Source organism: Chelatococcus sp. KU-N122 (genome assembly GCF_055391085.1).
The window spans coordinates 2,722,815-2,738,384 of the sequence record NZ_AP043981.1; the positions used below are offsets into that span (position 1 = coordinate 2,722,815).

Below are 15,570 nucleotides of genomic sequence, written 5' to 3' on the forward strand. Positions count from 1 at the left end.
GTGTGTCCGCGCGAGTCCGTCCACAGGCGCTCCGTCCGCCTCCCGCCGGGCTCCGTCAGCTCGCCGCATAGGGGGTGAATGCGCTGCGGTTCTCGTCGACGTCGAGCGCCCGGCCGATCGCCGGGAAGGCGCGCTGCGGGCAGGCGGGGCGCTCGCAAACCTTGCAGCCTGCGCCGATCGGCGTGGCGGCGATCGGATCGTCGAGGTCGAGCCCCTTGGAGTAGACCAGTCGCCCGCCATGGCGGATGTCGCAGCCGAGCCCGATGGCGAAGGTCTTTCCCGGATGGCCGTAGCCGCCGGTCGCGTGATGCACGGTCCGCGCGATCCAGAGATAGGTGCGCCCATCCGGCATCTGCGCGACCTGCGTCAAGATGCGTCCGGGCTGTGCGAACGCTTCGTAGACGTTCCACAGGGGGCAGGTGCCGCCGACGCGGGAAAAATGGAAGTCGGTCGCCGATTGCCGCTTGGAGATGTTGCCGGCCCGGTCGACCCGCACGAAGAAGAACGGCACGCCCGTGGCGCCCGGGCGCTGCAGCGAGCTCAGCCGATGGCAGACGGTCTCGAAGCCCACGCCGAAGCGCTGGCTCAGGATGTCGATATCGTAACGTTCCGCCTCCGCCGCCGCGAGAAAGCTCCGATACGGCATGAGGAGGGCTCCGGCGACATAGTTGGCTAGGCCGAGACGGGCTAGCGCGTGCGTCTCGCGCGAGCCCGCCGCGGCCTCCGACGCCAGACGCTCGATGACGCCGTGCATCTCGAGCAGCGCGAGCTGCGTCGCGATCTGAAAGGCGCGCTGGCCCGGGTCGAGGCGGGGTGACAGCCACAGCACCCGCTCGGCGGCCTGATAGTGGCGTTGAACGGTCGCGACGTCCCGCGTCTCCACGCCGACCCGCACGCTATGGCGCCGCTCCAGGCACGCGGCCAGGCTCGCTGCAATCTCCCCCGACGCGCCGAGCTCCTCGGCATCGGACAGACGTTCGGCGGCCTCGTCCAGCTCGGCGAAGTGATTGTGGTGGGCGTAGAAGAAGTCGCGCACCTGCTCGTAGGGCATCGGCGCCGTCAGCGTGGTGACGCCGCCGGCACCCAGGCCAAGCTCGGCCGCCATGGCGTCCGCCCGCTCGAGCGCGTGGCGATAGCGCCGATGCAGCGCCACCACGGCGCGCCCCAGCGCCGGCATGGCCGCCGCGATCTCCTTGACCTCGCTCACGCTGACGGCTTCCGGGTTGGCGGGATCGGAAAACGCTTCGCGCAGGTCCGAGATGAGCCGCGCCTCGTCCCCTTCCGAGAACAGCTGCACGTCGACGCCGAAGACCTCGTTGATCTTCAGCAGCACCGGCACCGTCAGCGGACGCTGGTTCTTCTCGAGCTGGTTGAGGTAGCTCGCGGAGAGGCCGAGTGCATGGGCGAGGGCGGCTTGCGTGAGCCTCCGCTCCTCCCGCAAGCGCCTCAGCCGGACACCGACATAGGCCTTCCTCATCGATCGGCCGCGACTTTGCAAGCTTCGCAAATTCGAGGTGAAGTCTCCACAAATCCTCGCATTTTCAGCTCTTTTGCCGACACGTTGAAGCGAATATTGCGAGAAGGATGATCGCTCGCAAGGGGCCGCGGGCAGCGCCCCAGCGCAGCAACCCAAGATTCCGAGTGTGGAAGGACCGGCTTCATGCAGCAGCGCAAGAGCTATGCGGAACTCCGTGGCGAGTTGCTGGCGCGCTTTCCGAGCGGCGTCGCTCCGGGCGGCATCGGCATCGACGACATCGTCCAGCTTCGGCAGCAGAATACCTTCGACACGCATCTCGACATCGCGCGGTCCATGGCGAAGGTAATGCGCGCCGACATGGCCGCCTACGACGCCGACCCGTCGCAATTCACCCAGTCGCTCGGCTGCTGGTCGGGCTTCCATGCCCAGCAGATGATCAAGGCGGTCAAGCGTCTGCGCGGCACCGCGAAGGGCGCCTACGTCTATCTGTCCGGCTGGATGGTCGCGGGCCTGCGCAACCGCTTCGGCCATCTGCCCGACCAGTCGATGCATGAGAAGACGGCCGTCGTCGACCTGATCCAGGAGATCTACACCTCGCTGCGGCAGGCCGACGAGGTGGCGCTCAACGATTTGTTCAAGGCGCTGCGCGACGCGCGGGTTGGCGGCAATCCGGCAGCGGAGGCGGCTGCCATCGCCGCCATCGACGGCTTCGAAAGCCACGTGGTGCCGATCATCGCCGACATCGACGCCGGCTTCGGCAACGAGCACGCCACCTACCTTCTGGCCAAGGAGATGATCAAGGCGGGCGCCTGCTGCCTGCAGATCGAGAACCAGGTCTCCGACGCCAAGCAGTGCGGCCACCAGGACGGCAAGGTCACGGTGCCGCGCGAGGACTTCATCGAGAAGCTGCGCGCCTGCCGGCTCGCCTTCGAGGACCTCGGCGTCGAGGACGGCGTCATCGTCGCCCGCACCGACAGCCTCGGCGCCGGGCTGACGCAGAAGGTGCCGGTGAGCCAGCAGCCGGGCGACCTGGCGTCGAGCTACATCAAATGGCTCAAGACCGAGCCGATCAGCCCTGCCAACCCGATCCGCGACGGGGACATCGCGCTTTACCTGGACGGCTCCTTCGTCAAGCCGGTCCGCATGCCCAACGGCCTGTTCGCGTTTCGGGAAGGCACCGGCCGCGCCCGCGTGATCGAGGATTGCATCGCGTCGCTGACCGAAGGCGGCGCCGACCTGCTGTGGATCGAGACGGACGCGCCCGATGTCGAGGAGATCGCCTCGATGGTGGGCGAGATCCGCAAGGCCGTTCCCAGCGCCAAGCTGGCCTACAACAACTCGCCTTCGTTCAACTGGACGCTCAACATCCGCAAGCAGGTGCGCGCCCAATGGATTGCCGAAGGGCGCATCACCCCGGACACGTATCCGGACGGCGCGGGCCTCATGGCGGCCGAGCTGGACGACAGCGAGCTCGGGCGGGAGGCGGATGCTCGCCTCGCCCGCTTCCAGGCTGACATCTCCACCAAGGCGGGCGTGTTCCACAACCTGATCACGCTGCCGACGTTCCACCTGACGGCCAAGAGCGTCGACGAGCTGTCGTGCGGCTATTTCGGGCCGGAGCGGATGAAAGCCTACGTCAACACGGTGCAGCGCGCGGAGATCCGGCGGGGCATCTCGGCGGTCAAGCACCAGCACGAGGTCGGCTCGGATCTTGGCGATGCCTTCAAGGAAATGGTCGGCGGCAGCAGGGCGCTCAAGGCCGGCGGCGGCGCCAACACCATGAGCCAGTTCGCGGCGGAATAGCCGGGCCATCGCAACAGAGCCGGGAGGACACCATGGGTGTGGAGTTCAAGGCCATCGACAAACCGGAGCTGACCGAGCGCGACCGCGCCATCCATCGCGTGGCCGACGCGGTCCACAGAATGAACGAGGCGATCGTCCGCGCCGTGGCCGCCGGGGTGTCGGTGGAACTGGTGCGGGTCTCCCGTCACCACGACGGCACCGGCAACTGGGGCGACCAGATGATCCCGCTGGTGCGCGACACCGCGGCGCCCGAAGGCCGCTGACATGACCGCGCACCCGTCGTCGACGGAGAGTTGCAGGCCGGCCGACACCCGCCTGGTGGACATGGTCTTCCCCGAGCAGGCGAACCACTACGGCACGCTGTTCGGCGGCCACGCGCTCAGCCTGATGGGCAAGGCCGCATTCATCGCCGCGACGCGCCGGGCTCGCTGCCCGGTCGTCATGGCCGCCTCCGACAAGATCGCCTTCCACACGCCGGTCCGGGTCGGCGAGCTGGTGGAGCTGTCGGCGCGCGTCGAACGCGTCGGCCGCTCGTCCATGACCGTGGTCGTGGATGTCTACGCCGAGACACTGATGTCGGGCCAGCGCGTGCTCGCCGTGCGCGGCTCGTTCGAGATGGTCGCGGTCGACGCCGGCGGTCGACCGATCGCCATCGACAGCCCGCATCCCGCTTCCGCTCAATCCTAGGAGGGACCCCGCCCGTGAAGCTGCACTCCGTCCGCACCCACAAGTCCGCCGAAAACCTGCCGCGCGCCGCGCAGCTCGCCTGGAAGATCGCGGAGGTCGCGGCGGATCCGGTCCCGGTCGACGCTACCGTCGTGGAGATGATCGGCAACCGCATCATCGACAACGCGGCGGTGGCCGCGGCCTCGCTGGCTCGCCCGCCGGTCGCTGCGGCGCGTGCGCAGGCCAACTGCCATCCCTTCCAGCCCGGCGGCGCCACGGTCTTCGGGCTCTCGCCGCACCGGCGGCTGTCGCCCGAATGGGCGGCGTGGGCCAATGGCGTCGCCGTCCGCGAGCTCGACTTCCACGACACCTTCCTGGCCGCGGACTATTCGCATCCGGGCGACAACATTCCGCCGGTGCTCGCCGTTGCCCAGCACTGCGGCCTCGACGGCGAAGCGCTGGTGCGCGGGCTCGCCACCGCCTACGAGATCCAGATCGATCTGGTGAAGGGCATCTGCCTGCACGAGCACAAGATCGACCACATCGCCCATCTCGGTCCGGCGGCCGCGGCCGGCATCGGCACGGCCCTGACCTTGCCCACGGAGGCGATCTACCAGGCGGTGCAGCAGGCGCTGCACGTCACCACGACGACGCGCCAGTCCCGCAAGGGCGAGATCTCCAGCTGGAAAGCCTACGCGCCGGCCTTCGCCGGCAAGATGGCCATCGAAGCCGTCGACCGCGTCATGCGCGGGCAGGGCGCGCCGTCGCCGGCGTGGGAGGGCGAGGACGGCTTCATCGCCTGGCTGCTCGGCGGCCCCATGGCTCAGTATCACGTGCCGCTGCCCGAGGCCGGAGAGCCCAAGCGCGCCATCCTCGAGAGTTACACCAAGGAGCATTCGGCCGAATATCAGAGCCAGGCGCTGATCGACCTCGCCCGCCGCATGGGGCCTCGGATCGGCGACCTGTCGACGGTGCGCAGCATCGTCATCCACACCAGCCACCACACCCACTACGTGATCGGCACGGGCGCCAACGATCCGCAGAAGCTGGACCCCTGCGCCAGCCGCGAGACGCTGGACCATTCGATCATGTACATCTTCGCCGTCGCGCTGGAGGACGGCGGCTGGCATCACGAGCGCTCCTACGCGCCCGAGCGCGCCAATCGCCCGGCGACGGTGGCGCTCTGGCACAAGATCTCGACCGTCGAGGATCCCGAATGGACCCGGCGCTACCATAGCCACGATCCGCGGGAGAAGGCGTTCGGCGGTCGCGTCGTCGTCACCCTCGCCGACGGCGCGACGATCACCGACGACATCGCCATCGCCGACGCGCATCCGTGGGGCGCACGGCCATTCGGACGCGAGCAGTACATCGCCAAGTTCCGGACGCTGGCCGACGGAGTCCTCGCCCAGAGCGAACAGGACCGCTTCCTGTCGACCGTCGATCGACTGGCCAAGCTCAGGCCGAGTGATCTCACCGGGCTCACCTTCACCGTCGAGCCGGCGAGGCTGGGCACGTTCAAGACATCGGGAATCTTCGATTGGCGCGGCAAGGCCCCCGGCGCAGCCCGCGGGCTCTCCGTCGTCACGGCGTAGAGGGAGGGACGCATGATCCGCCAGGCACCAGAACAGCCGCGGCCCGCGCCGAAGAAATCGGTGGCGCTGTCGGGCGTCGTTGCAGGCAATACGGCGCTGTGCACCGTCGGCCGCAGCGGCAACGACCTTCACTATCGCGGCTATGACATCCTCGACGTCGCCGAAACTTGCAGCTTCGAGGAAATCGCGCACCTTCTCGTCCACGGCACCTTGCCGACGTCGGCGGAGCTCGCCGCCTACAAGGCCAAGCTGACGAGCCTGCGCGGCCTGCCCACGGCGGTGCGCCGCACGCTCGAGGAGCTTCCCGCGGCGGCCCACCCCATGGACGTGCTGCGCTCCGGGGTCTCGGCGCTCGGCTGCGTGCTGCCGGAAGCCGCCGACCACAATCATCCCGGGGCACGGGACATTGCCGATCGGCTGATGGCATCGCTCGGCTCCATGCTGCTCTATTGGCATCACTTCGCGCAGAATGGCCGGCGCATCGAGGTGGAGACCGATGACGACACGATCGGCGGGCATTTCCTGCATCTGCTGCACGGCCGGCCGCCGTCGGACGCGCACGTGCGCGCCATGCACACGTCGTTGATCCTGTATGCCGAGCATGAATTCAATGCGTCGACCTTTACGGCGCGCTCGATTGCTGGAACGGGAGCCGACTTCTATTCGGCCATGACCGGCGCCATCGGCGCCTTGCGCGGACCGAAGCATGGCGGCGCCAACGAGGTCGCGTTCGAGATCCAGAAGCGCTACGCCGACCCGGACGAGGCGGAGGCGGACATCCGCAGCCGTATCGCCGCACGCGAGGTGGTGATCGGCTTCGGCCACCCGGTCTACACCGTCGCCGATCCACGCAACGCCGTGATCAAGGACGTCGCACGGCGCCTCTCCGCGGCGGCGGGCTCCATGAAGATGTTCGAGATCGCCGATCGTATCGAGGCGGTGATGGGCGAGACAAAGAAGATGTTCGCCAACCTCGATTGGTTCAGCGCCGTCTCCTATCATATGATGGGCGTGCCGACATCCATGTTCACACCGTTGTTCGTCGTCGCCCGCACCTCGGGCTGGAGCGCGCACGTGATCGAGCAGCGGCAGGACAACAAGATCATCCGGCCGTCGGCCAACTACATCGGCCCCGAGAACCGCTCGTTCGTGCCGATCGAGGCGCGGGGCCGCGAGCCGTCGGCCGCCCGTGCGGCCTGAGGAGATGTCGATGCCCTATCTCGTCGCGGCGGATCTGCCGTCGGAGGCGCCCGGCCGGCGCTTCCGCGCCCTGGTCGAGCGCGGGATCATCCTGCGCATGCCCGGCGCCCACAACGGCATGGCCGCCCTCCAGGCCAAGGCGGCCGGCTTCGAAGCCCTGTACCTGTCCGGCGCCGCCATGACGGCGTCGATGGGCCTGCCGGATCTGGGGATCATCACGGTCGACGAGGTGGCCTTCTTCATCCGCCAGGTGGTGCGCGCCAGCGGCCTGCCGGTGCTGGTCGACGGCGATACCGGCTACGGCGAGGCGCTCAACGTCATGCACATGGTGCGCGCCTTCGAGGATGCCGGTGCGGCGGCCGTTCATATCGAAGACCAGCTGCTGCCTAAGAAGTGCGGCCACCTGAACGACAAGAGGCTTGCCGATGCCCGCGACATGGCCGCCAAGGTCGCCGCCGCGGCGAAGGCGCGCCGCCATCTCTACCTCATCGCGCGGACCGATGCCGCGGCCAGCGAAGGCCTCGACGGGGCGGTCGCCCGGGCCAGGCTGTACGTCGAGGCCGGCGCCGACGCGATCTTCCCGGAGGCCTTGACCAACGCCGAGATGTTCCGCGAGTTCGCGCGCCGCCTGCCCGGCGTGCCGCTGCTGGCCAACATGACGGAGTTCGGCCGTTCGCCGGAGCTCGCCGCCGCCGAGTGCGAGGCGATGGGCTTCCGCATGATCATCTGGCCGGTGTCGTCGCTGCGGGTGGCCAACAAGGCCCAGCAGAAGCTCTACGCCGCCATTCGCCGCGACGGCAGCACCCGGGCGATGCTGGACGAGATGCAGACGCGCGCGGAACTGTACGAGCTGATCGGCCTCCACGCCTACGAGGCGCTGGACGCATCGATCGTCGAAACCGTCCTGCCAACGCTCGCCGCCGAATAGGCGATCGGTCGGCAAGTCGCGACACCATGCAAGTCGCGACACCATGAACGTCCTCGGGCGGGGTGCCCCGGTGGTGCGCTCAGGATCGGGCCGTTCGATCGGCCGATCCCGCGTCCACTCGGCCTTTGCCCCCATTTTTGGGGTTGAGCCGTGTCTATCTCTTCTCTTCCAATCGCAACGCTCGGCACGCCGCGCATCGGCCCGCGCCGTGAGCTCAAGTTCGCCTTGGAATCCTACTGGTCCGGCACGTCCAGCGAGGCAGCACTGCTCGAGGCCGCTGCCGCCCTGAGGGCTGCGGGCTGGGCCCGGCAGCGGGCGCTCGGCGTGAGCATCATCCCGTCCAACGATTTCTCGCTCTACGATCAGGTGCTCGATACCAGCGTCATGGTCGGCGCCATTCCCGCCGGCTACGGCTGGGCGGGCGGCCCGGTCTCCCTGGCGACCTACTTCGCCATGGCCCGTGGCGCGCAGGGGCACGGTGCGGCCTGCGCCCATGGCCATGGCGGCGATGATCACGGCCAGGATGACCATGGCGGCGGGGCGCCGGCCCAGGAGATGACCAAGTGGTTCGACACCAACTACCACTACATGGTGCCGGAGTTCAGCCGCGGGCAGCGCTTCGAGCTGGCGTCGCTGAAGCCCGTCGACGAATATCGTGAGGCGAGGGCGCTCGGCTATCAGACGCGTCCCGTGCTGCTCGGGCCCGTCACCTTCCTGAAGCTCGGCAAGAGCAAGGACCCGACTCTCGATCCGGTGTCGCTGATCGGCGAGCTGCTGCCGGTCTACATCGATGTCTTGCGGCGGCTGGCGGCAAGCGGCGCCGACTGGGTCCAGCTCGATGAGCCCTGCCTGGTGCTCGATCTCGACGAGCCGACGCGTGAGGCCCTGCGGAAGGCTTATGCAAACATCGCGGATGCACTGCCGCAGCTGAACATCATGCTGGCCACGTATTTCGGTGGCCTCGGCGACAATCTCGACCTGGCGCTGGAGCTGCCCGTCGCCGGCCTGCATCTGGACCTGGTGCGTGCGCCGCACCAGCTCGACACCGTGCTGCCCAGACTGCCGCGCGGGCGCGTCCTTTCGCTCGGCATCATCGATGGCCGCAACGTCTGGCGCGCCGACCTGGAGCCGCTCCTGGACCGTCTGGAGCCCGTCGTCGCGAGACGCGGCATCGACCACGTCCAGATCGCTCCGTCGTGCTCCCTGCTGCACGTGCCGATCGATCTCGAGCTCGAAGCCGGGCTCGACGCGGACGTGAGCAGCTGGCTCGCCTTTTCCGTCCAGAAGATGGGCGAGCTGGCGACGCTGGGCGCGGCGCTCGCGTCCGGCCGCGGCACCGTCCGCGACGCGTTGGCCGCGTCCACCGCCGCCGCGGCCGCCCGCCGGGCCTCGCCGAAGGTGCACGATGCGGCCGTCCGGGCCCGGATGGCCGCGATCACGCCGGACATGACCCGGCGCAAGAGCGGCTTTCCGGCTCGCGCCGAGGTGCAACGGCGGCGGTTTGGCCTGCCGGCCTTTCCGACGACGACCATCGGCTCCTTCCCCCAGACCGACGAGGTGCGCAAAGCGCGTGCCGCCCACGCAAAGGGCGCCCTGACGGACGCCGCGTACGACGCGTTCCTGCGCGAGGAAACCGCGCGCACCATCCGCTGGCAGGAGGAGATCGGCCTCGACGTCCTGGTGCACGGCGAATTCGAGCGCAACGACATGGTGCAATACTTCGGCGAGCAATTGTCGGGGTTCGTCTTCACCAAGCACGGCTGGGTGCAATCCTATGGCTCGCGCTGCGTACGACCGCCGATCCTCTTCGGCGACGTCTCACGCCCCGCGCCGATGACCGTCGGCTGGTGGCAGTACGCCCAGGCGCAAACCCGCAAGCCCCTGAAAGGCATGCTGACCGGACCGGTCACCATCCTGAACTGGTCCTTCGTTCGCGACGACGTTCCGCGCAGCATCTCATGCCGGCAGATCGCCTTGGCCATTCGTGACGAGGTCGCCGATTTGGAGGCGGCGGGCGCCGCGATGATCCAGATCGACGAAGCGGCGCTTCGCGAAGGCCTGCCGCTGCGGACGTCGGAGTGGGGGGCCTATCTCGACTGGGCCGTGGACAGCTTCAGGCTCTGCTCGTCCGGTGTCGCCGACGAGACCCAGATCCACACCCACATGTGCTATTCGGAGTTCAACGACATCATCGATGCCATCGCCGCGATGGACGCGGACGTGATCTCCATCGAGACATCCCGCTCCAAGATGGAGCTCCTCGACGCCTTCAGGTCGTTCAAATACCCCAACGAGATCGGCCCCGGCGTCTACGACATCCACTCCCCGCGTGTCCCGGAGACCGACGAGATGACGAGCCTGCTGACGCTCGCCCGCGGCCGGCTCGCCGATAGCCAGCTATGGGTCAATCCGGACTGCGGGCTGAAGACGCGCAAATGGGAGGAGGTGCGGCCGGCGCTCGTGAACATGGTCGCGGCGGCGCGGCAGGTTCGCGCCTCGGGCGGATGAACGGATCTTCCCGTTGAAGCTATCGCTCGCCAGGGCGCGTAAGCGGCCGCAAGTCGCGAAGCGCTGCTGACTCAGAGAGTTGCAGCATCGCTATCCGCTCAGATGATCATCTGAGCGGATAGCGCTATTTGACGAGTCTAGCCGGCCTGGGGATGCAGCCGGCGCCGCAGAAGGCCCCGGCGTGGAGCGAACAGGAACGCCAGGGCGAAGAGCGCGGTTTGCACCAGCACGATCGTCGCGCCCGTCTCGCCGTTCAGCCAGAAGCTCGCCATGGTCCCGATGACGCTGGCCAGCAAGGCGGAGGCGACCGCGATCAGCGTCATGCGGCCGAAGTCCTGCGTCAGGAGGAACCCGATGCAGCCGGGCGCGATCAGCATGGCGACGACCAGGCAGACGCCGGTGGCCTGCAAGGCCGCGACCGCCGTTGCGGCGACCAGCACGAGCAGGATCAGCTCGAGCCGCGCCGGCGACAGTCCGAGCACCCGCGCCTGCCCGGGATCGAAGCAGAACAGGATGAGGTCCTTGCGCATGACGATGGCCGCGGCAAGGGCCGCCGTACCCACGATCAGGGTCTGGACGAGGTCGCCCGCCTCGATGCCGAGCAGGTTGCCGAACAGCACGTGGACGAAGTGAATGTCGCTCGGCGTGGCGACCAGCAGAATGAGCCCCACGGCCAGGAAGCCGGTGAACGAGATGCCGAGCAGGGCATCGGGCTTGATGCGCGTCACGTTGCGGGCCGCACCGGCGGCCAGCACGCAGGCGACGCCGCTGGCGACCGCGCCCAGCGCCATCGGCAGGCCGACGATGTGGGCGACGATGATGCCGGGCAGCACGGCGTGGGACAGCGCGTCGCCGATCAGCGCCCATCCCTTCAGGACAATGAAGCATGACAGCACGGCGCAGACGGCGCAGACGAACATGCCGACCGCCAGCGCCCTCAGCATGAAGGCGTGCCGCAGCGGCTCGACGATGGCGTCGAGACAATCGACGAGAACGCTCATGTGGCCCGCTCCGTGGCGATGATCTCGCGTGCCCGCCGACGGCGCGCCGCCACGATCCCGTGCTTGGGCGCGAAGGCGAGAGCCAGGCCGAACATGGCCGTCTGCAGCACGACGATGGCGCCGCCGGCCGAGCCGTCCAGGTAGAAGCTGGCATAGGCGCCCGCCATCGCCGCCGTCGCGGCGAGCAGTGGCGAGATGATCAGGGTATGGCTGAAGCGGTCCGTCAGCAGCAGCGCGGTGGCGCCGGGCGTGATCAGCATGGCGACGACGAGGAGAGCGCCCACGGCCTGAAGCGCCGCGACCGCCGCGAGCGACAGCAGCGCCAGCAGGACGAGGTGGATGGCGTTGGTGTTCAAGCCGATCGCCCGAGCATGGCTCGGGTCGAAGCAGTAGAGCAGCAGGTCCTTCCATTTGAGCGCGACGACGACGAGGCAGAGCGCCCCGACCCCGGCGACCTGCAGGAGGTCTCCGTCGGAGATGCCGAGCAGGTTGCCGAACAGGATCGTCTGGACGCGGACGTTGGTGGGGACGACCGAGATGAGGAACAGGCCGGCGGCGAAGAAGGCGGTGAACACGACGCCGATCACCGCGTCGTTCTTGAGCGCGGTATTGCGCTCGACGAGGCCGATGCCGAGCACGGCCAACAGCCCCGTGAGAAAGGCGCCGAGGGCGAACGGCGCGCCGACGATGGCCGCGACGGCGACGCCGGGGACGACCGAGTGGGAGAGCGCATCGCCGAGCAGCGACCAGCCCTTCAGGGTCACGAAGCACGACAGCAGGCCGCAGAGCGCCCCGACCGCCGCCCCGCCGAACATGGCCTTCAGCATGAACCCGTAGCCGAACGGCTCCGCGAGCAGAGCCAGGAGGGAGCCGTCCATCAGGCCGACGCTCCCTTCGCCACGAGACGCCCGATGGGGCTTGCCTCGCTCGGCCGAGGTGAGGACACGACCGCCCCGACCGGCAGCTGATGGATGGCTCCACCGAAGGTCTGCCCGAGATTGTCCGTGGTATAGACCTCGGCGACCGGGCCGAACGCGACGAGGCTCCGGTTGATCATCATCACCTGATCGCAGAAGGCCGGCACGCTCGACAGGTTATGGGTCGAGACGATGATGATGTGGCCGCATGCCTTGAGCTCGCGCAGGATGCCGATGATGGCATGCTCGGTGTTGACGTCGACGCCGGTGAACGGCTCGTCGAGCAGCATGATGGTGCTCCTCTGCGCCAGGGCGCGGGCGAGGAAGACGCGCTTGCGCTGGCCGCCCGAGAGCTCGCCGATCTGCCGATCGGCAAGGCGCTCCATGGCGACGCGTGCCAGGCTCTCCTCGACGATGCGGGCATCCTCGCGCGACGGAATGCGCAGGAAGCCCATGCGCCCCTGCCGGCCCATCATCACCACGTCGCGGACCGAGACCGGGAAGGTCCAGTCCACTTCCTCGGTCTGCGGCACGTAGGCGATCACGTTCTGCTTCTGCGCCCAGGCCACCGGCCGGCCGCAGACCGCCACAGAGCCGCGGGTCGGCGGAACGAAGCCCATGATCGCCTTGAACAGCGTCGACTTGCCGGCGCCGTTCATGCCGATCAGGCCGCAGATGGTGGGCTCCGCCAGGTCGAGGCTCACGTCCGACAGCGCGATGTTGCCGCCGCGATAGGCGACCGTGAGGCTGCGGACCGCGACCGCGGGGCGGATGTCGTTTGCAGGCAGAGACAGGGCCGCCGGCATCGCGCTAGTTGCCGACATTGAAGCCCCGCAGGATGGTCTTGGCGTTGTAGTCGAGAAGCTTCAGGTAGGTCGGGGCCGGCCCGTCGTCGGTCGTGAGGCTGTCGACATAGAGCGTGCCGCCGAAGCGGGCGCCGGTCTCCGACGCCACCTGGCGCATCGCCTTGTCGTTGACCGTGCTTTCGCAGAAGACCACCGGCACGCGGTTCTTGCGCACGGCATCCACCACCTTGCGCACCTGCTGCGGCGTCCCCTCTTCGTCAGCGTTGACGGCCCAGAGATAGAGCTCCTTGAGGTCATAGTTCCGCGTCAGATAGGAGAAAGCCCCCTCGCAGCTCACCAGCGTTCTCGCATTGGCGGGTATCTTCGCCAACGCCGCGGAGATCGGCGCGTTCAGAGCTTCCAGCTCCTTCGTATAGGCCGCCGCATTGGCGTCGTAAGTGGCGGCATTGGCCGGATCGAGCTGGCCCAGCGCCTTGCGGATGTTCTCCACGTAGACCACCGCATTGGCGGGCGACATCCACGAATGCGGATTCGGCTTGCCCGAATAGGCCCCGTCGGCGATGCCCATGGGCTCGATGCCCGCCGTCACGACGGCGCTCGGCACGCCACCGACGTTGCGGAAGAACTTCTCGAACCAGCGCTCCAGGCCGAAGCCGTTCCACAGCACGAGGTCGGCGGACTGCGCCTTCACGATATCGAGCGGCGTCGGCTGATAGTCGTGGATCTCGGCCCCCGGCTTGGTGATCGATTCCACGATCGCTTTGTCGCCGGCGATATTCTGCGCGATGTCCTGGAGGATCGTGAACGTCGTCACGATCCGCTTCGGCTTGCCATCGTCGGCGTGCGCGGCCGACACGCCCGCAGCAAGGACGAGGCCCAGGCCGAGGGCCCGGACAGCCTTCAAATAGCACATGTTCGGCGGCTCCAGTTCTTGGTCGCGTCGTCTGGCGTCGAGGGGACGTTCGAAAAACGAGGCTCATGCTTATTGCAAATCATTTGCAATTGCAATACGACCGTTGCAACGCCGATGGGACAACCGCACGCTCACAAGCTACGCGTGCTCAGTCGAATTAGCCTTAGACAAAAATGATCATCTAGAGTGGCCTTGGGCAGTCGTATCGATCCGAACTTCCAACCCGCCGCAGCTGGTCGGACGAAGTAACTGCGACATGGGCACATCATTGCTTCCGCTAGATGGGCTGTTGCCCGTTTTTTGTTTGCGCACTGCGGCGCGCGATTGCATCGTCTCGAAGCTGAAGGAGATCCCCATGCGCGCCGTCGCTGCCCTGATACTGTCCGGCCTGCTCGCGTGCGCCGGTAGCCCGGCGTCTGCCCAGACGACGAGCGAGGCGCCGCAGCCGGGCTACCCGCAGGACCCGCCGACGATCGGGCCGTCACTCGGCCCGTGGGGCGATATCGGCGGCTCGCGCAGCTGGCTGTGGAGCCGCGGCATCAACTACAACATATCGTATATCGGCGAGGTCTTCGGCAATCCGACGGGCGGCATCAAGCAGGGAACCGTCTACGACGGTAGTATCCAGTTCTCGCTCGACGCGGACCTCGGCAAGCTGGCGGGGTGGGACGGCGCCACCTTCCGCGCCAGCGCCTTCAACATTCAAGGCAAGGGACTCTCGAGCAAATATCTCGGCAGCCTGTTGACGATCAGCAATGCTGAGGCCACGCCGACGTGGCGCATGTTCGAGTTCTGGGTCGAGCAGTCGTTCCTCGACCAGAAGATGTCGCTGCGCGTGGGCCAGCTCGCCATCGATTCGGTGTTCTGGATCAGCCAGAACGCCGGCCTGTTCGTGAGCGGCACGTTCGGCTGGCCGGGCATCAACGGCATCGACATGCCGGCGGGCGGCCCGGCCTATCCGCTGGCGGGCCCCGCGGCGCTCTTGAGATGGTCGGCGACCGACAACCTCACCGTGCGCGCAGGCGTCTATACCGGCGATCCGGCGGGCAATTCCTGCTTGCAGGACAACGCCCAGCACTGCGACCGCTACGGCATGCCGCGCTTCGCCGGCACGCTGGCCATCACGGAGGCCACCTACAACTACGGCGAGGTCAAGGACCCGTCGAGCCTGCCGGGAACGCTCAAGCTCGGGGCGTGGTACAATTCCAACCGCTTCGACAGCCTGCGCGTCGGCGCCGACGGGCTGCTGCTCGCCAACCCGGACAGCGCCGGCATCCCGCGGCGCTATCGCGGCGACTGGGGCGTCTACGGCGTGCTCGACCAGACCATCTATCGGCTGCCGGGCTCCGACAGCGGCGGCATCGGCATCTTCGCCCGGGGCGGCGTGTCGCCGGGCAACCGCAACCTGATCAGCTTCTACGCCGACGCGGGCGTGAGCATCAACGGCCTCATCGCCTCGCGCCCGAACGACACCTTCGGCGTCGCCTTCGCCTACGCCGGCATTTCCGCCGACGCGAGCTCGGCCGATCGCGACGCCTTCTATTTCACCGGCACCTACACGCCGACGCGCCGCTACGAGGCGGTGATCGAGGCCACGTATCAGGCCCAGATCGTGCCCGGTTGGACGATCCAGCCGGACATCCAGTACATCTTCAATCCGGGCGGTCGCGTGCTCAACCCCAACGATCCCACCGGCACGACGCTGGTCAAGAATGCCCTCGTCCTCGGCCTGAGAACGAATATCCGCTATTGAGCG

Annotated in this window: 13 protein-coding genes; 8 read left to right on the forward strand and 5 right to left on the reverse strand. The window is 67.9% G+C overall.

Translation table 11 applies throughout. The features are described 5' to 3' along the window. Window positions 1-55: 55 nt before the first annotated feature. The gene (locus ACZ5PO_RS12265) at window positions 56-1,477 is read right to left on the reverse strand and encodes a short-chain fatty acyl-CoA regulator family protein (RefSeq protein ID WP_464193728.1); all 1,422 of its coding nucleotides are present in this window, start codon (window positions 1,475-1,477) and stop codon (window positions 56-58) included. A gap of 183 nt (window positions 1,478-1,660) precedes the next feature. Here ACZ5PO_RS12265 and ACZ5PO_RS12270 point away from each other — a divergent pair, with 183 nt between their 5' ends. The 7 genes from ACZ5PO_RS12270 to metE all read left to right on the forward strand — a co-directional run bounded on the left by ACZ5PO_RS12270 (window position 1,661) and on the right by metE (window position 10,177). Continuing rightward, window positions 1,661-3,280: an isocitrate lyase gene (locus ACZ5PO_RS12270; protein ID WP_464193730.1), complete on the forward strand. Its 1,620-nt coding sequence runs from the start codon at window positions 1,661-1,663 to the stop codon at window positions 3,278-3,280. Window positions 3,281-3,312: 32 nt separating this feature from the next. Further along, complete coding sequence (locus ACZ5PO_RS12275; RefSeq protein ID WP_464193732.1) at window positions 3,313-3,543, forward strand: hypothetical protein; 231 nt, start codon at window positions 3,313-3,315, stop codon at window positions 3,541-3,543. A 1-nt stretch (window position 3,544) separates the two neighbouring features. Further along, the gene (locus tag ACZ5PO_RS12280) at window positions 3,545-3,967 is read left to right on the forward strand and encodes an acyl-CoA thioesterase (RefSeq protein ID WP_464193734.1); all 423 of its coding nucleotides are present in this window, start codon (window positions 3,545-3,547) and stop codon (window positions 3,965-3,967) included. Window positions 3,968-3,981: 14 nt separating this feature from the next. Then, window positions 3,982-5,541, forward strand: coding sequence for an MmgE/PrpD family protein (locus tag ACZ5PO_RS12285; protein ID WP_464193736.1), 1,560 nt, complete (start codon window positions 3,982-3,984; stop codon window positions 5,539-5,541). Window positions 5,542-5,553: 12 nt separating this feature from the next. Continuing rightward, on the forward strand, window positions 5,554-6,741 hold the full coding sequence (prpC, locus tag ACZ5PO_RS12290) for a bifunctional 2-methylcitrate synthase/citrate synthase (protein ID WP_464193738.1): 1,188 nt from the start codon (window positions 5,554-5,556) through the stop codon (window positions 6,739-6,741). Between the two features lie 10 nt (window positions 6,742-6,751). Further along, on the forward strand, window positions 6,752-7,669 hold the full coding sequence (gene prpB, locus ACZ5PO_RS12295; protein ID WP_464193740.1) for a methylisocitrate lyase: 918 nt from the start codon (window positions 6,752-6,754) through the stop codon (window positions 7,667-7,669). A 150-nt stretch (window positions 7,670-7,819) separates the two neighbouring features. Next, window positions 7,820-10,177 carry a 5-methyltetrahydropteroyltriglutamate--homocysteine S-methyltransferase gene (gene metE, locus ACZ5PO_RS12300; RefSeq protein WP_464193742.1) on the forward strand — a complete coding sequence of 786 codons (2,358 nt, stop codon included), beginning with the start codon at window positions 7,820-7,822 and terminating at the stop codon, window positions 10,175-10,177. A gap of 137 nt (window positions 10,178-10,314) precedes the next feature. Here the strand turns inward: metE and ACZ5PO_RS12305 are convergent, their stop codons facing one another. Genes ACZ5PO_RS12305 through ACZ5PO_RS12320 form a run of 4 tightly spaced genes read right to left on the reverse strand, consistent with a single transcriptional unit; the run spans window position 10,315 to window position 13,814 of the window. Then, complete coding sequence (locus ACZ5PO_RS12305) at window positions 10,315-11,178, reverse strand: metal ABC transporter permease (RefSeq protein ID WP_464193744.1); 864 nt, start codon at window positions 11,176-11,178, stop codon at window positions 10,315-10,317. Next, on the reverse strand, window positions 11,175-12,056 hold the full coding sequence (locus ACZ5PO_RS12310) for a metal ABC transporter permease (protein ID WP_464193746.1): 882 nt from the start codon (window positions 12,054-12,056) through the stop codon (window positions 11,175-11,177). The genes ACZ5PO_RS12305 and ACZ5PO_RS12310 overlap by 4 nt, the downstream gene beginning before the upstream one ends. Then, window positions 12,056-12,919: a metal ABC transporter ATP-binding protein gene (locus tag ACZ5PO_RS12315; protein WP_464193748.1), complete on the reverse strand. Its 864-nt coding sequence runs from the start codon at window positions 12,917-12,919 to the stop codon at window positions 12,056-12,058. The genes ACZ5PO_RS12310 and ACZ5PO_RS12315 overlap by 1 nt, the downstream gene beginning before the upstream one ends. Next, window positions 12,906-13,814: a metal ABC transporter substrate-binding protein gene (locus tag ACZ5PO_RS12320; RefSeq protein WP_464193750.1), complete on the reverse strand. Its 909-nt coding sequence runs from the start codon at window positions 13,812-13,814 to the stop codon at window positions 12,906-12,908. The genes ACZ5PO_RS12315 and ACZ5PO_RS12320 overlap by 14 nt, the downstream gene beginning before the upstream one ends. 355 nt (window positions 13,815-14,169) lie before the next feature. Between ACZ5PO_RS12320 and ACZ5PO_RS12325 the strand changes: the two genes are divergently transcribed. Then, window positions 14,170-15,567, forward strand: a complete 1,398-nt coding sequence (locus ACZ5PO_RS12325) for a carbohydrate porin (protein WP_464193752.1) — start codon at window positions 14,170-14,172, stop codon at window positions 15,565-15,567. The last annotated feature ends 3 nt before the right edge of the window (window positions 15,568-15,570 follow it).

What these genes read in the sequence shown, in the direction of transcription:
- ACZ5PO_RS12265 (WP_464193728.1), bottom strand. Translation starts at nt 1,477, where the DNA reads ATGAGGAAGGCCTATGTCGGTGTCCGGCTGAGGCGCTTGCGGGAGGAG.
- ACZ5PO_RS12270 (WP_464193730.1), top strand. Translation starts at nt 1,661, where the DNA reads ATGCAGCAGCGCAAGAGCTATGCGGAACTCCGTGGCGAGTTGCTGGCG.
- ACZ5PO_RS12275 (WP_464193732.1), top strand. Translation starts at nt 3,313, where the DNA reads ATGGGTGTGGAGTTCAAGGCCATCGACAAACCGGAGCTGACCGAGCGC.
- ACZ5PO_RS12280 (WP_464193734.1), top strand. Translation starts at nt 3,545, where the DNA reads ATGACCGCGCACCCGTCGTCGACGGAGAGTTGCAGGCCGGCCGACACC.
- prpC (WP_464193738.1), top strand. Translation starts at nt 5,554, where the DNA reads ATGATCCGCCAGGCACCAGAACAGCCGCGGCCCGCGCCGAAGAAATCG.
- prpB (WP_464193740.1), top strand. Translation starts at nt 6,752, where the DNA reads ATGCCCTATCTCGTCGCGGCGGATCTGCCGTCGGAGGCGCCCGGCCGG.
- ACZ5PO_RS12305 (WP_464193744.1), bottom strand. Translation starts at nt 11,178, where the DNA reads ATGAGCGTTCTCGTCGATTGTCTCGACGCCATCGTCGAGCCGCTGCGG.
- ACZ5PO_RS12310 (WP_464193746.1), bottom strand. Translation starts at nt 12,056, where the DNA reads ATGGACGGCTCCCTCCTGGCTCTGCTCGCGGAGCCGTTCGGCTACGGG.
- ACZ5PO_RS12315 (WP_464193748.1), bottom strand. Translation starts at nt 12,919, where the DNA reads ATGTCGGCAACTAGCGCGATGCCGGCGGCCCTGTCTCTGCCTGCAAAC.
- ACZ5PO_RS12320 (WP_464193750.1), bottom strand. Translation starts at nt 13,814, where the DNA reads ATGTGCTATTTGAAGGCTGTCCGGGCCCTCGGCCTGGGCCTCGTCCTT.
- ACZ5PO_RS12325 (WP_464193752.1), top strand. Translation starts at nt 14,170, where the DNA reads ATGCGCGCCGTCGCTGCCCTGATACTGTCCGGCCTGCTCGCGTGCGCC.